General features: G+C 42.9%; 15 protein-coding genes. 2 read left to right on the forward strand and 13 right to left on the reverse strand.

Annotation, left to right across the window (positions count from 1 at the left end; all coding sequences use genetic code 11):
• Positions 1-139 precede the first annotated feature (139 nt).
• From NCY30_RS09460 to mtaB, 6 genes are read right to left on the reverse strand one after another with little or no spacing between them, the layout of a single operon-like run.
• Positions 140-1,807 carry a ribonuclease J gene (locus NCY30_RS09460; RefSeq protein ID WP_022415138.1) on the reverse strand — a complete coding sequence of 556 codons (1,668 nt, stop codon included), beginning with the start codon at positions 1,805-1,807 and terminating at the stop codon, positions 140-142.
• An 18-nt stretch (positions 1,808-1,825) separates the two neighbouring features.
• Complete coding sequence (locus NCY30_RS09465; RefSeq protein ID WP_022415137.1) at positions 1,826-2,293, reverse strand: Fur family transcriptional regulator; 468 nt, start codon at positions 2,291-2,293, stop codon at positions 1,826-1,828.
• A gap of 6 nt (positions 2,294-2,299) precedes the next feature.
• Positions 2,300-2,560: a DUF1292 domain-containing protein gene (locus NCY30_RS09470; RefSeq protein ID WP_250818686.1), complete on the reverse strand. Its 261-nt coding sequence runs from the start codon at positions 2,558-2,560 to the stop codon at positions 2,300-2,302.
• A gap of 14 nt (positions 2,561-2,574) precedes the next feature.
• On the reverse strand, positions 2,575-3,009 hold the full coding sequence (ruvX, locus tag NCY30_RS09475; RefSeq protein WP_055194733.1) for a Holliday junction resolvase RuvX: 435 nt from the start codon (positions 3,007-3,009) through the stop codon (positions 2,575-2,577).
• Between the two features lie 5 nt (positions 3,010-3,014).
• Positions 3,015-3,278, reverse strand: a complete 264-nt coding sequence (locus NCY30_RS09480; protein WP_006428557.1) for an IreB family regulatory phosphoprotein — start codon at positions 3,276-3,278, stop codon at positions 3,015-3,017.
• Between the two features lie 57 nt (positions 3,279-3,335).
• Positions 3,336-4,664: a tRNA (N(6)-L-threonylcarbamoyladenosine(37)-C(2))-methylthiotransferase MtaB gene (mtaB, locus tag NCY30_RS09485; RefSeq protein ID WP_006428558.1), complete on the reverse strand. Its 1,329-nt coding sequence runs from the start codon at positions 4,662-4,664 to the stop codon at positions 3,336-3,338.
• A gap of 156 nt (positions 4,665-4,820) precedes the next feature.
• Here mtaB and NCY30_RS09490 point away from each other — a divergent pair, with 156 nt between their 5' ends.
• Complete coding sequence (locus NCY30_RS09490; RefSeq protein ID WP_006428559.1) at positions 4,821-5,054, forward strand: HPr family phosphocarrier protein; 234 nt, start codon at positions 4,821-4,823, stop codon at positions 5,052-5,054.
• A 90-nt stretch (positions 5,055-5,144) separates the two neighbouring features.
• On the opposite strand, the gene thiI is transcribed toward NCY30_RS09490, so the two are convergent.
• The 7 genes from thiI to NCY30_RS09525 all read right to left on the reverse strand — a co-directional run bounded on the left by thiI (position 5,145) and on the right by NCY30_RS09525 (position 13,540).
• Positions 5,145-6,332: a tRNA uracil 4-sulfurtransferase ThiI gene (thiI, locus tag NCY30_RS09495; protein WP_055213651.1), complete on the reverse strand. Its 1,188-nt coding sequence runs from the start codon at positions 6,330-6,332 to the stop codon at positions 5,145-5,147.
• A gap of 45 nt (positions 6,333-6,377) precedes the next feature.
• Positions 6,378-7,538, reverse strand: coding sequence for a cysteine desulfurase family protein (locus tag NCY30_RS09500; RefSeq protein WP_044920534.1), 1,161 nt, complete (start codon positions 7,536-7,538; stop codon positions 6,378-6,380).
• Positions 7,539-7,583: 45 nt separating this feature from the next.
• The gene (locus NCY30_RS09505; RefSeq protein WP_022415809.1) at positions 7,584-8,321 is read right to left on the reverse strand and encodes a 16S rRNA (uracil(1498)-N(3))-methyltransferase; all 738 of its coding nucleotides are present in this window, start codon (positions 8,319-8,321) and stop codon (positions 7,584-7,586) included.
• Between the two features lie 10 nt (positions 8,322-8,331).
• Positions 8,332-9,285, reverse strand: a complete 954-nt coding sequence (gene prmA / locus NCY30_RS09510) for a 50S ribosomal protein L11 methyltransferase (protein WP_006428563.1) — start codon at positions 9,283-9,285, stop codon at positions 8,332-8,334.
• A gap of 430 nt (positions 9,286-9,715) precedes the next feature.
• Entirely contained in the window at positions 9,716-11,218 is a 1,503-nt protein-coding gene (locus tag NCY30_RS09515; protein ID WP_055213654.1) for an ATP-binding protein, read from the reverse strand.
• Positions 11,219-11,255: 37 nt separating this feature from the next.
• Entirely contained in the window at positions 11,256-12,578 is a 1,323-nt protein-coding gene (locus NCY30_RS09520) for a vWA domain-containing protein (protein ID WP_006428566.1), read from the reverse strand.
• 32 nt (positions 12,579-12,610) lie between these two features.
• On the reverse strand, positions 12,611-13,540 hold the full coding sequence (locus NCY30_RS09525) for a leucine-rich repeat protein (protein ID WP_055194630.1): 930 nt from the start codon (positions 13,538-13,540) through the stop codon (positions 12,611-12,613).
• Positions 13,541-13,683: 143 nt separating this feature from the next.
• Here NCY30_RS09525 and NCY30_RS09530 point away from each other — a divergent pair, with 143 nt between their 5' ends.
• The gene (locus NCY30_RS09530) at positions 13,684-14,580 is read left to right on the forward strand and encodes a polysaccharide deacetylase family protein (RefSeq protein ID WP_250818687.1); all 897 of its coding nucleotides are present in this window, start codon (positions 13,684-13,686) and stop codon (positions 14,578-14,580) included.
• Positions 14,581-14,663: the final 83 nt, after the last annotated feature.

Genomic DNA, 14,663 nt, shown 5'->3' on the forward strand with positions numbered 1-14,663 from the left:
TGTTACACATTTTTTCATCTTGAGTTTCTACAAGGGAATGAGCCGTACACTGCACAAAACAGGCTTCGCCCACTGCGTTCGAAGGCGCCTGTTTTATACAATGTGCGGCTCATTTCCCGTTTAATTATAATTATACTTTCTATACGTCCATAATAATCGGAAGAATCATTGGTCTTCTCTTGGTCCGCTTCCAGATGAAATCATTCATCGTATCACGAATCACAAGCTTGATCTTGCTCCAGTCCGCATTACGCTGGTGTGTCAGACAGTCTTCTACCGCTTCTGTAAGGACTTTTCTCGCCTCTTCCATCAGACTTTCAGACTCTCTTACATACACGAATCCGCGCGATACAATATCCGGACCTGCAAGAAGCTGGTTGCTTCCCTTCTCCAGTGTCAGTACAACGATCATGATACCGTCTTCTGCCAGATGCTGTCTGTCACGGAGTACGATATTACCAACATCTCCGACACCGAGGCCGTCTACCAGGATCTCTCCTGTATGCACGTTGTCTACAACTTTTGCTTCCTTATCGCTGAGTTCCAGTACATTACCCGATTTCAGAATAAAGATATTTTCTTTCGGAATACCAAGCATCTTGGCGATTCCTGCATTTGCTTTCAGATGTCTGTACTCTCCATGGACCGGAATTGCATATTTCGGTTTTACCAGAGAATAGATCAGTTTCAATTCTTCCTGACAAGCATGACCGGATACATGGGCATCCTGGAAGATAACATTGGCACCTTTCGCAGTCAGTTCATTGATGACCTTGGATACGGATTTTTCATTTCCAGGGATCGGGTTTGAACTGAAGATGATCGTATCGCCAGGCATGATTGTTACTTTCTTATGCACATCTGCTGCCATACGTGACAGTGCTGCCATTGATTCTCCCTGACTTCCGGTTGTGATCAGAACTGTCTTCTCCGGTGGATAATTCTTCAGCTGGTCGATCTCGATCAGTGTCTTATCCGGAACATTTAAGTATCCCAGCTCCTGTGCAACCTGGATGATATTCACCATGCTTCGTCCTTCTACGACTACCTTACGGTCATATTTACATGCCGTATTGATGATCTGCTGTACACGGTCTACATTTGATGCAAATGTTGCAATGATAATACGTGTATCTTTATGCTCTGCAAAAATGTGGTCAAATGTAATACCTACCGTACGCTCAGACTGGGTAAATCCCGGTCTCTCCGCATTGGTACTGTCCGACATCAGTGCCAGTACACCTTTCTTTCCGATCTCTGCAAATCTCTGCAGATCGATCGCATCACCGTATACCGGTGTATAATCTACTTTAAAGTCTCCTGTATGCACAACGATACCGGCCGGTGAATAGATTGCCAGTGCCGCAGCATCCTGGATACTGTGGTTTGTCTTGATAAATTCGATACGGAACTGACCCAGATTGATCGACTGTCCGTGTCTTACAACTTTTCTTCTTGTACTGCGAAGCAGATTGTGCTCCGTCAGCTTCTTCTCGATGATTCCCATCGTAAGCTTGGTCGCATAGATCGGAAGATTCAGTTCTCTTAATATATAAGGGAGTGCACCGATATGGTCTTCATGACCATGGGTGATCACAAATCCTTTGACTTTCTGGATATTATCCTTCAGATAAGTAACATCCGGAATGACCAGGTCGATTCCGAGCATATCCTCCTCCGGGAAAGATAATCCACAGTCTACAACAATAATACTGTCCTCATACTCAAAAGCTGTGATGTTCATTCCGATCTTTTCCAGACCTCCGAGTGGAATGATACGCATTTTTCCATTGTTTTCTCTCTTCAAAATTACACCTCCACGTGCTTACCGTACTATTTTTCTGCCTCTTTTTTGGCACTCCTTGCACTGTCCGTAGAACTTTAATTCGTGGTCTAACACATGAAATCCCGTTGTCTCTTCGATCTTATCTTCCAGATTTTCCAGAAGATCATCCTTGAACGGAATGATCTTTCCACATGTTCTGCATATCAGGTGATGATGATGATGTCTTTCTTCTCCATCGAAGAATTCTCCGATCTCATAACGTGCACATCCATCATCAAGATTGATACGATCCACCAATTGCATTTCCAGTAACAGCTGCACTGTCCGGTAAATTGTTGCCAGCCCAATTTCCGGATAATCTTCTCTTACTAATTCATAAATATCTTCTGCAGTCAGATGCTTATCACGATGATCTGCAAGGACCTCCAGTACCAGTATACGCTGGTTGGTAACTTTCAACCCCTTTTCTCTCAGCATTTCTTTAAACTTCTCTTTACTGATAGACATTCCAAACTACCTTTCAATCTCTACATCTTCAAGTAGTTCTTCAAATACTTTCAGAACAGCAGAAAGCTCTACATCATCTTCTACGATCTCGTATACACTCTCTGACTGGTTCTCTCCTGATGTGTCTTTCAAAATCAGACATTCTGCATCATCATCTTCCGAATCTGTCACCAGAATATAAGACACCCCACCAACTGTTGTCTGTTCAAGTACATAAAAATCTACTTCTTCATTCATCTCTTCGGACATGAATTTAATCTTTTCCATCTATAATCCACCTCTTAATCCAGGGGCGTATGCGCAAGTGAATCCAGATATCCCTGCAATATAAAAACAGCCGCAATCTTATCAATATACTTCTTGCGGTCTTCACGCCTCACCTTATTCTCTATCAAAGTCCGCTCAGCTTCTACCGTGGTCAGACGCTCGTCCCACATAACGACCTCAAGGCCGGTCCGTCTTTTTAACATCTCACCAAATGCCATTGATTTTTCCGCACGATCTCCAATATCATTATTCATATGCTTCGGAAGTCCGAGAACAATCTTCGTAACCTGATACTCTTCAATCAGTGCTTCGATACGCGCACAGGTCTTTCTGAGCTTGTTCTCGTCCTTTCTGCATATTGTCTCTACTCCCTGAGCAGTAATTTCCAACGGATCACTGACCGCAACGCCTACCGTCTTAGATCCATAGTCCAGTCCCATGATTCTCATAGTCATTATTCCCACTCATTATGCTCGATATACGTCTTGAGCATCTCTTCTACCAGTTCATCTCTTTCCATCTTCATGATCAGACTTCTGGCTCCGTTATGGCTTGTGATGTAGGTCGGATCTCCGGACATAATATAACCTACGATCTGGTTTACCGGGTTATATCCCTTTTCACTTAATGCCTTATATACAATCTCCAGAATGTCCTTTGCGCTGATCTGTGGTCCACTTTCTACCTGGAAAAACTGGGTATTTGTCATATTTTTCATATAATCACGTCCTCCAAAAATATTTCAATTTTATTCTACATGATTAAATCTCAAATTTCAATGCAATATTTGTAATTGGTTTTCAATTTCTACATTTACAAGCTGATTAATAAGATTATTCGGATTTTTTACACCAATTTTCACATATTCCTTCGTGTGCCCGATCTGAAGTTCCTCTCCATCACGCACGATTTTCTCCTCGATCAGGACCTCCTGTGTGGTTCCAAGCAGTCTTTCTTCATAAACCGCCTGCTTCTTACGGTTCAGTTCCAGAAGTTCGGCGCTTCTTGCGGCCTTGATCTGATCCGGCACCTGGTCTTTCATAGCCGCTGCCTTTGTTCCTTCTCTTCTGGAATATTTAAAAATATGTGTTTCATAAAAATCTACTTTATCTACAAATGCCTTCGACTCTGCAAACTCTTCTTCCGTCTCTCCCGGAAAACCGACGATCACGTCCGTTGTAAGTGCCGGGTTGTCGAAATATTTGCGGAGCAGCTGACATTTCTCATAATACTCTTCTGCTGTGTATCTGCGGTTCATGCGCTTCAATGTTGCGTTGCATCCGCTCTGCAATGACAGATGGAAATGCGGACACATCTTCGGAAGTTTTGCGATCGTCTGTGCAAATTCTTCCGTAATAATTCTCGGCTCCAGTGATCCAAGACGGATTCTTTCGATTCCTTCCACTTCATGGATCGCCAGAATCAGTGACAACAGGTTGTCGTCACAGTCGATTCCGTACGAACTCAGATGGATTCCGGTCAGTACCACTTCTTTATATCCATTGGCCGACAGTGTCTTCACTTCATCCAGCACACTGTCACGGCTTCTGCTTCTTACCCTTCCTCTTGCGAACGGAATGATGCAGTAAGAGCAGAACTGGTTGCATCCGTCCTGCACCTTGATATAAGCTCTTGTGTGTTCCGCCGCCGTACTTAAATGCAGATCTTCATACACTTTTTCATGATTGATATCCAGAATCTCCTGATAGGTCTCTGTTTCCTTTTCCTGTTCGTCTGATGTTTCCCGCTGACCATCCTGATTCTTTTCTTTTTCATAATTTTCCAGGATTTCAACAATATTCTGCTTCTTATTATTACCAACGACAATATCAATACCTTCCGGGATATCATCTTTCTTAGCCTGTACATAGCAGCCGCAGGCAACAACAATAGAATCCGGGTTCATCTTTCTTGCTTTATGAAGCATCTGTCTGGACTTCCGGTCCGCCATATTCGTTACGGTACAGGTATTAATGATATAGACATCCGCACCTTCCTGGAACGGCACGATCTCATATCCATGCTTTTCCAGCAGTTCCTGCATGGCTTCCGTCTCATATGCATTTACTTTGCATCCGAGATTATGCAATGCTACTTTCTTCATATATCTGTTCCTTTCTTTTTAAAACGTTATTTTAACACATTGTTGTAACATCTAACGAAAATCTTCTGAATTCTTTGGCAATTTGTTCCTTGACTTTTCTTCGTCTGACTCTTAATATATCTATAGAACAAGAAATGAATCAAGGAGGGTATTCCAATGAAAACAGTAAAGATTTCTTTAAATTCAATCGACAAAGTAAAATCATTCGTAAACGACATCACAAAATTTGATTATGACTTTGATCTTGTATCTGGAAGATATGTCATTGATGCAAAATCAATCATGGGAATCTTCAGCTTAGATCTTTCTAAACCGATCGATCTGAACATCCACGCTGATGACAACGTAGAAGAGATCATGGAAATGTTAAAACCATATCTTTGTGACTAATCAGTAATAAAAGTAAATGATTTACTTAGAAAAAGGGCTGACCTGTTTAAGGGTTCAGCCCTCTTTTTTACTCCATTTATTTTACTCCATTTATTTTACTTCAATGATCTCAACGGTCTCAATCGCCTGTTTCATCAGCTCATCGATCTTCTCATTCAGATTCTCTTCCGAACGGCGGATCACATCAATATTCGGCTTGGTTACCGGATGTTTTGCCACGAAGATCGTACAGCAGTCTTCGAACGGCTGGATCGAGGTCTCATAAGTATCGATTTTTTCTGATACATCCACGATCTCCTGCTTGTCGAATCCGATCAGTGGACGGTATACAGGCATCGTACATACATCGTTTGTTGCTGCAAGGCTCTGCATGGTCTGGCTTGCCACCTGTCCGATACTTTCCCCTGTGATCATACCTAAGCAGCCATCCTCTTTTGCAAAATGTTCTGCGATACGCATCATGTATCTTCTCATAATGATCGTCAGCTCATCATGCGGGCATTGATCGTAGATATAAAGCTGGATATCCGTAAAGTTGACGACATGCAGCTTGATCGGTCCGGAATATTTTGCCACTTTCTTTGCAAGATCCACAACTTTTTGTTTTGCACGTTCGCTTGTATACGGCGGCGCATGGAAGTAAGTAGCCTCAAGGCTTACTCCACGTTTGGATACCATGTATCCTGCAACCGGGCTGTCGATACCGCCGGATAACAGAAGCATCGCCGAACCATTGGTTCCGACCGGCATTCCGCCTGCTCCCGGGATGATCTGTGAATATACGTAGATCTCATTCCTGACTTCTACGTTCACCATAACATCCGGATGATGTACATCTACTTTGATTCCGCTTTCCGGGAATGCGTACAGGATCGCTTCTCCAAGGTCACGGCTGATCTCCATAGAGTTCAGCGGATAAGACTTTTTGGCACGTCTGGACTCTACTTTAAATGTAAAGTTCTTATCTGGATACATCTCATCCATATATGCGACAACATCTTTTTTCAGTTTCTCGAATCCTTTGTCCTCCATACGGACAACCGGACAGATTCCGACCAGACCGAATACTTTCTTCAGATGTTCCACAGTCTCATCGTAATCATAATCTCCTTCACAGTCTACATAGATTCTTGCCTGTGATTTGTGTACATCGAACTGTCCGTCTACATCTTTTAATGCATAACGCACCTGGCGCACCAGTGCGTCTTCGAACAGATGACGGTTCTTTCCCTTAATTCCAATCTCTCCATATTTTAATAAAAATGTATGAAATCTCATCTTCTGATTCCTTTCCTGATCTCTTTCTCTTTTATCTGTAACTTTCTAATGTCTGGTATATCTTCTAAGCATCGGTACTATATTATATAGTGCATCGAGCGTATAGTCAATCTCTTCCAGTGTAGTAAATTCAGACATACTAAACCGAAGCGTCGCATCCAGAAACTCCTGTTTTGCCCCGATTCCTTTTAACACACCGCTGATCTGCGGATGGTTGGACGCACATGCCGATCCGGATGACACATAGATTCCTTTATCTTCCAGCGCATGTAATAGCACTTCACTTCTGATCCCTGCGATTCCTACGCTGATAATATGCGGTGCCGACGTCTCATCGTATAAACCATGGATCGTTGTATTCTCGATCTTTTCCACGCCTTCGATGAAATGCTGTTTTAACGCCCGCATCTTCTCCACTTTTTCATCGAGGTTATCGTAAATCGTCTTTGCCGCCAGGGAAAGTCCTGCGATTCCCGGTACATTTTCCGTTCCGGAACGCATGTCATGCTGCTGACCGCCGCCGTAAACGATCGGGCGGATCTTTACATTTTCACCGATGTATAATGCACCCACGCCCTTCGGTCCGTGGATCTTGTGACCGCTGATGGAGCACATATCTACCTTCAGTTTCTTCGGGTAGATCTTATATTTTCCAAATCCCTGTACCGCATCGACATGGAATAAAATGTCTTTATTATATGCCTTTACGATACTTGCCGCTTCCTGAATCGGCTGTACGGAACCCACTTCGTTGTTCACATACATGATCGATACCAGGATCGTATCTTCACACAGCGCTTCTTTCAACGCATCCAGACGGATTCTTCCGTACTGGTCTACCGGAAGATAGGTCACACGGAATCCTTCTTCTTCCTCAAGAAAACGCATGGTGTTGATGATTGCCGGGTGCTCAATGGATGATGTGATCAGGTGGTTGCCTGCACGCTTATTCGCTCTTGCCGCGCCGATCAGTGCCATATTGTCACTCTCCGTACCGCCGGAAGTAAAATACACTTCCTTTTCCTGTACCTTCCAGAGTCTGGCAAATGTTTCTTTTGCTTCTTTTATATATTTTTCTGCTTCCACACCTTTGTTATGCATAGAAGACGGATTGCCATAGTCTTCACACATGACCTTCTGCACCAGTTCCCCGACGCTTCGATATGCCATGGTAGTCGCCGAATTATCCAGATATACTTCCTTCATTTCTTCACTTCCTGTACTCTTCATTCTTAGTATTAGATTATGTTTCTACCCTTCCAGATGGAACATCAGAACCGAAAGCATCGTAAGTCCTGCAGTCTCTGTCCGAAGGATTCTCTTGCCAAGTGTCACCGGATTTGCCCCGGTTTTCATAGCAAGTGCTACTTCTTCTTCCTCAAAGCCGCCTTCCGGTCCGATAAAGATGCCGACCGACTGCCCCGGTCTGATCCCTGCGATGATCTGCTTCGTCTCTTCCATCCCTTTTGCCAGTTCGTATGGGATCAGGACAACGTCCAGTTCTTCTGCCTGCTTTAATGCCTGCGCATAAGTGCATACTTCTCCCACCTCAGGAATAATACCTCGTCCTGCCTGCTTCGCCGCACTGACCGCAATCTGCTGCCAGCGTTCGACCTTCTTCTTCGCCTTCTTCGCATCCAGCTTGACCACGGCTCGCTTTGTCGCCACCGGGATCACCTGATATGCGCCGAGTTCTACCGACTTCTGCACGATCAGTTCCATCTTGTCCTGCTTTGGAAGTCCTTGGAACAGATAGATCTTTGATGCAAGCTCGCTCTCGTCCTGCTTTTTCTCCAGTATCTTAAGCACTGCCATATCTGCTTCATAGGATTCCACTGCACACAGGTACTGACTGCCTTCTCCGTCATTTACCGTAAGTTCTTCACCGGTCTTCATGCGGAGTACATTCTTCATATGATTGACGTCGCCGCCCTCTACGTAGATCTTTTCTTCCTTCACCTGCTCCGGTGACACAAAAAAATGTTGCATATCGAATCCTCTAATTCTTTCTTGCCGTTACAGATACCCATTCGCCCTGGTGGTTCACTTCCAGAACTTCGAGGCCTGCTTTCTTCACAGCTTCTACGACCACTTCTTCTTTATCTTCGATGATTCCGCTTGTGATATAGATACCGCCCTTTTTCAACTGGTGGATGATCACAGGTGTCAGCGGTACCAGTACATCTGCCAGGATATTTGCTGCTACGATATCGTATTTCTCATAACCGACCTTATCCTGTACTTCTTTATCATCAATGATATTACCGATCATGACTTCATACTGGTCTCTGCTGATTCCGTTGTTGTCCATATTCTCGTAGGTTGCATCGATCGCACACGGATCCAGGTCTGTTCCTACCGAATGCTTTGCGCCGAACTTTAACGCCAGCATTCCAAGGATTCCGCTTCCACATCCAACGTCTAAGATCTCTGTATCTTCTGTCACATATTTCTTAAGCTGGCGGATGCAGAGCTGTGTGGTCTCATGCATACCGGTTCCGAATGCTGTGCCCGGATCGATATGGATCACCATCTTGTCGCTGTCTTTGGCCTCTACATTCTCCCATGAAGGAATGACAAGAATGTCATCAATATAGAACTGATGGAAATACTGCTTCCAGTTATTTACCCAGTCTACATCTTCTGTCTGGGACTCCTCGATCGTACAGTCTCCCACATTCAGATAACTTCTCATCTCTTCTAATTCCTGTCTGACCTTCAGTAACATCTCATGCTTGTCTACTTCTTCATCCAGATAGAATGTCAGGTATGCACATCCGTCATCTTCCGGCATATCCGGCAGGATGTCTACGAACATCTGCTCTTTGTCAGACTGTGTAAGCGGGATCTTATCTTCGATCTGCACTCCTTCGATTCCAAGATCAGCAAGCATGCTGCTGACGATATCTTCTGCCTCTGTTGTTGTCTTCAGACGAAACTGATTCCATTTCATATATATTTCTCCTTTATCTCATCTTGTTTAAGACCTCCCCGGGTCTTATATCATCTTCGTTTACATTCATTGCTTATTTTAACACCTGTTGTCTTTAAAGTAAATGTACTTCTTTCGCTAAAACAATGTTAAGAAAATAACGATTCTTGTTCATACCGTGTTAAGATCCATCCGTTTCTCTTTATCTTCTTACCAAAAGTCCATACAATGTACCCGGAAGCAAAATTCCACATCATATATAACATCAATATATAAAAACATTGACAAGGAGGACTTTGACTTATGAATATTGGCATTTTAATTCTTATGATCGTCGGTGGGGGTGTCGGAATTCTATCATCACTATATATTGCGCTCAGCTTTCCGGCCATGATTATCTGGAAAATTTATCGCAAAATCCGTCATGGATATAAACTTACATACTAATCATCTATTTTATGGCAGTGTTCAGATCCTGTTCTACTTCATTTAGTTCTGACAGGATCTCCTCCTGCTGTTTGTCAAATAACAGTTTCTTATTATACTGATAATACTTATCACAGTCATTTTCCTTTAAGAACTGAATACTATAATAGTTCGTGTTAAGTTCTGTAACAAAAGAAACCATCTCCTGACTGTCCCCAAATGCATCTTCCATGAAATCAAATGCGTGTTCCAATGCGGAAAGCGTACGTTCTGTCAGTTCTTCTCTCTCTGCCACTTCATTTCCAAACACCTCTTTTATACGTTCAAATGCTACCTCTCCTTCCAGATGTTCTTCTTTTGCAAGCTGTTCGTAAGATTCCAGTTTATCCAGCACCTGTTTTCTTACATGCTCGTCCTGCTTTGTCATCTGTTCTTCTTTCCGTAATTTTTCATATTGCTCTCTGGCTTCACAGACGACAAGATCCATTTGCAGATTGGATTTATATAACTTCAGATATTCATATATCATTGTAACCAGTCTGTCTTTTAGGAAATATTCTTTGAAGCAGCTTCCCAGACGGCCGATCAACATATTTACAACACTGAACCTCTCATCAAATGCTGCATATCGAAGTCTCTCCAGCGTATCCCTGGTATAGACACCTTCAATAATCTTCTCAAGACCATAATCTTTTTTATACTTATGATACAGTTCCAGATAATTGGCGAAATCTTTTGCGATCTTCCAGTGCTGGATATACTGATGTACAACCTCTCTGTCCGCTTTCTTTCCAAGCTTTTCATAAGTCTTCAGAAGCTGTGACAGATCTTCCCAGCCTCTGGCTGTTGCAAAGACCTTTCCATCTACCGTCGTCTCCATCCGGTAAAAATAGTCTCTCCTGATCTCAAGATATGCCAGAATCGCCGGATGAATATCTGCCCGGTATGCATATTCTTTCCATACATCATAATTCACATCTACATCGATCTTCTTGATTCGATCCAATGTTACCACATCAAAATCCCGTACCGACTTATTGTACTCCGGCGGATTACCTGCCGCTACAATGATCCATCCTGTCGGAATCTTCTGATTACCAAATGTCTTACACTGTAAAAACTGTAACATTGTCGGAGCCAGAGTCTCAGACACGCAGTTGATCTCATCAATGAACAGAATTCCTTCTCTAAGTCCTGTCTCTTCCATCTTGTCATATACCGAAGCGATGATCTCACTCATCGTATATTCTGTAACCGAGTACTCTTTCCCATCGTACGTCTTCTTTTCAATAAACGGAAGTCCGACCGCACTTTGTCTGGTATGATGTGTGATCGTATAAGATACCAGTGCGACTTTACACTCCTTTGCCACCTGTTCCATAACCTGTGTCTTACCGATTCCCGGAGGCCCCATCAGGAGAATTGGTCTTTGTCTTATTGATGGGATCATATAATCTCCATATTCATCTTTGGCAAGATATGCCTCTATCGAATCTTTGATTTCTTTTTTGGCTCTTTTTATATCCATTGTATTCCCTTCTTTTGCTGTTATTTATTTCATCTGATCAGAAATCCAGATCTTCTTCCAGGATGATCTTTATTGCCCAGGGCGGAACATCTACATCTTCATAGTCTTCCTCCATGAACACAAATGCCGTCTCATATACAGGCCTTTTCGCCGGATAGATTCCCCGGCCATCCGTAAAATAGATCATTCCCCGTAAATGTTCAAATGTATGCTGGCGGACCAGTTCATCCACATACGAGAATGCCGGCCTGAAATCCGTTCCGCCTTCGCCTTTTAATTCCAGTTTGTCCATGTATTCTTTCAGCTCTTCTTCGCACGTGATCTTCTGATCCGTCTGAACCTGATCATCACATTGAATGATATGAATGTTCACTTTTCGGAAAAAGCTGTCGTTTTCACTTAATACGCCGTAAGTCTCCTCCAGAAATTTTTTCACCAATTCTCCCGAACAGGACATCGATGTATCGATCACAATAACAAATTCTTCTACCTTCTGAACTTCTTTCCACTCCTGTGGCTCGATCAACGGCATATTCCCATACATAGTTAATCCATAACTGTAGAAAGTATAATCAAAAGAATCCGGATCCACCGTCATCTCTTCTTTTAACACCGAAAATTTTCTTAAAAATTCCCGGTAATCCATTCGCTCCCGATTTTCTACTTTCACCTGATCGATCAGATTTCCGGATGTCTGTGATGCTTCTTTGGAAAATGTCTCCATCTCTGTCTCCATACGCTCACTGATATCCTGCCAGCGGTTTTCAATCTGATTCTGTCTTTTTTTCTCCTCAGCTTTTGGCCAGTAACTGTGATCGTCTACCCGGAAATCCACCTCCAGTTGTTCAAGCTGCTTTTGTGTCAGCGCTTTTTTCCTCAGCACTTCATATATTCGTTCTGCCGTAAGCGTTTTCATTTCTTTTTTCAGTTCACGGTACATTTCTCTTCTTGGGAACGACCTGGCCTTCATAACACACCGATACTGTAATTCATCGATGATCGATTCCACAGCAATATCACATGACAGATGATAAAGCCGTTCCTCTCTTCCTTTTCTGCGGATCATATGGCGAAAAATCCCATGCAGCACCAGATGCAGGTAGATCCTGTTCACCATCACTCGGTCTTCCCTGAACAATCCCCCGAGATATTGTGGATCATAATACAGATACAGTCCGTCTGTTCCCATACCTTCCGCCCCCGTATCAAGTACAAACGGAAGACTGGATAATGCTACATCCAGGAACCGCATCTTCATATACAGTTCATTCCTTGCCATAACAAGAATCTTACGGCTTATATTTTCCAGGCGGTCCTTTTCTATGGTTTCTCTGTTATTTTCTATCTTTTCTCTGTCCATTGCTTTTCTTCTCTACTTGTTTTATAAATACTCTATAGCTCAAATGTCTTTTTCTTCTTTGGAAACTGATCCTTTCTGATATCCATAAAAATACTCAGAATTTCTGTTTTGCTACCTTCTGCCGCGAAATCCATTCCCGCCTGTAAAGATTGTTCTGTCCATAATTTTCTTCTTTGCAGGAACCGGATTCCTTCCACCTCTTCCTGCTTCACCGTCCATTTTGCCACCGCAGTCATGTGCTTTTTTAAGTATTCTTCATAACCTTGTCTGTTCTTATCTGAAAGTTCTGCCGGGAACCGCAGGCGGTTCAGTGCCAGTTCCACTGCCGTCTCCTCTGTGTCTTCCGCAACCGTATGATAAAACATCTCATCATATTTTCGATAGTCCAGTTCACGGTCATAAAAACACTGACGATAATATCCGCCTGCCCCGTGATGATGCGTTTCCAGTATTCTTGCAGGGGTGTTCTCCACCGCCTCTTCATAATGCTCCGGAAAGAGTAGTTTTGCTTCCTGTCCTCCTTCAGGCGTATGTAGATATATCCTCATCTGGTACCGCATCTCTTCTACAATCGACTTCAGACAGCTCTTTTTTCCGTCCTGAAGATATATCTCTACTTCTTCCAGATGGCAGCCTGTAAGTGCACCACCTCCCATATCCAGAAGTCTGTTGCCAAGTACTAATTTTCTCAGATTCCGGCACCTGTAAAATGCATATCTTCCAACTTCTTTAAGTTCCAACGGCATCCATATTTCCTCAACTGAAAGATTTCTGGAAAATGCATAATCTCCCAGTATCGTGACCGGCTCACCTTCTATCTCATCCGGCAGCACCACATAACTGTCATTTCCATAATATTCAGTGATCATCATACCCTTCTCTGTTTTTTTATAACGGATTTCTTTACTCAGCATATTATCTTTTTTCACATATTCTCTGGCCATGTTTTCATCCCGTTTCATTTATTCTTTCTTATATCTGTTCTTAATAATTCTACGTTCCTATACTACTATCATTCCCTATTCTTTGCAAGTTTGTGTCCTTTTCCGCACATCTTTTTCCTTAGGGCATCATATAACTGTATAAAAAGTTTTCCGGAGTTTCTATGTTCAGATTCCATATACCAAAAACTCATCTTTCTTTTTCCACCCTTTATTCCAGATATAAACCATTAATCCTCCTTTTCTTCTTTTCCTGCTGTTTTTTTGCCGGAGGATTGATTGCCCGAATTTTCCCCGCCAGTGAAACAACTTTGACTCCGGCCAGCCGCACTTTTATATCTTCTTCTCATTCCTTTGTTCTCCCAACCACCGAAAACTGGGGGTTGAGTTTTCAGGAGGAAGGAAAAGCTCCCGTTGGAAATGCCTCATTCGATGAATTAAAAAAATATCATGCCTACTATGCCAGAAACACTGATCAGAAAGTGATTTATCTGACTTTTGACTGTGGTTACGAAAATGGCAATACCCCTTCTATCCTGGCGGCTCTGAAAAAGCATCATGTTCCTGCTACCTTTTTTGTCGTCGGCAATTTTCTGCAGGATAATCCAGATCTGATCAAACAAATGCAAAAAGAAGGTCACACCGTCGGCAATCATACGTATCATCATCCCGATATGTCACAGATTGCGACACAGGAAACCTTCTCAAAAGAGCTTTCAGATGTCGAAGATCTTTTCAAAAAGATCACCGGAAAGTCGATGACACGATTTTACCGGCCGCCTCAGGGAAAATACAATACCGAAAATCTACAGATGGCCAAAGATATGGGATATCATACCTTCTTCTGGAGTCTCGCCTATGTTGACTGGCTTACCGATGCCCAGCCATCCAAAGAAGAGGCTTTTGACAAATTACTCGGCCGTATTCATCCCGGTGCCATTGTACTACTTCACAACACTTCGAAAACCAACGGAGAAATCCTCGATGAACTTCTTAACAAATGGGAATCCATGGGATATCAGTTTTCTTCTTTGAAAGATCTTCTCAAAACTGAAGAGTAATCTTCATGTCTTACACGCTCAAGTATCAGCAAAACCGGCCGCCTGATATCAGATTTTCCGATATCAGGCGGCCGGTTTTATTT

The sequence above is a fragment of the Dorea sp. MB18-49 genome, from assembly GCF_023669465.1.
Classification (GTDB): Bacteria; Bacillota; Clostridia; order Lachnospirales; family Lachnospiraceae; genus Dorea_A; species Dorea_A longicatena.

Excerpts from the sequence above, each read along its gene's own strand:
- NCY30_RS09465 (WP_022415137.1), bottom strand. The coding sequence starts at position 2,293 with ATGTCTATCAGTAAAGAGAAGTTTAAAGAAATGCTGAGAGAAAAGGGG.
- NCY30_RS09470 (WP_250818686.1), bottom strand. The coding sequence starts at position 2,560 with ATGGAAAAGATTAAATTCATGTCCGAAGAGATGAATGAAGAAGTAGAT.
- ruvX (WP_055194733.1), bottom strand. The coding sequence starts at position 3,009 with ATGAGAATCATGGGACTGGACTATGGATCTAAGACGGTAGGCGTTGCG.
- NCY30_RS09480 (WP_006428557.1), bottom strand. The coding sequence starts at position 3,278 with ATGAAAAATATGACAAATACCCAGTTTTTCCAGGTAGAAAGTGGACCA.
- mtaB (WP_006428558.1), bottom strand. The coding sequence starts at position 4,664 with ATGAAGAAAGTAGCATTGCATAATCTCGGATGCAAAGTAAATGCATAT.
- NCY30_RS09490 (WP_006428559.1), top strand. The coding sequence starts at position 4,821 with ATGAAAACAGTAAAGATTTCTTTAAATTCAATCGACAAAGTAAAATCA.
- thiI (WP_055213651.1), bottom strand. The coding sequence starts at position 6,332 with ATGAGATTTCATACATTTTTATTAAAATATGGAGAGATTGGAATTAAG.
- NCY30_RS09500 (WP_044920534.1), bottom strand. The coding sequence starts at position 7,538 with ATGAAGGAAGTATATCTGGATAATTCGGCGACTACCATGGCATATCGA.
- NCY30_RS09505 (WP_022415809.1), bottom strand. The coding sequence starts at position 8,321 with ATGCAACATTTTTTTGTGTCACCGGAGCAGGTGAAGGAAGAAAAGATC.
- prmA (WP_006428563.1), bottom strand. The coding sequence starts at position 9,285 with ATGAAATGGAATCAGTTTCGTCTGAAGACAACAACAGAGGCAGAAGAT.
- NCY30_RS09515 (WP_055213654.1), bottom strand. The coding sequence starts at position 11,218 with ATGGATATAAAAAGAGCCAAAAAAGAAATCAAAGATTCGATAGAGGCA.
- NCY30_RS09520 (WP_006428566.1), bottom strand. The coding sequence starts at position 12,578 with ATGGACAGAGAAAAGATAGAAAATAACAGAGAAACCATAGAAAAGGAC.
- NCY30_RS09525 (WP_055194630.1), bottom strand. The coding sequence starts at position 13,540 with ATGAAACGGGATGAAAACATGGCCAGAGAATATGTGAAAAAAGATAAT.
- NCY30_RS09530 (WP_250818687.1), top strand. The coding sequence starts at position 13,684 with ATGTTCAGATTCCATATACCAAAAACTCATCTTTCTTTTTCCACCCTT.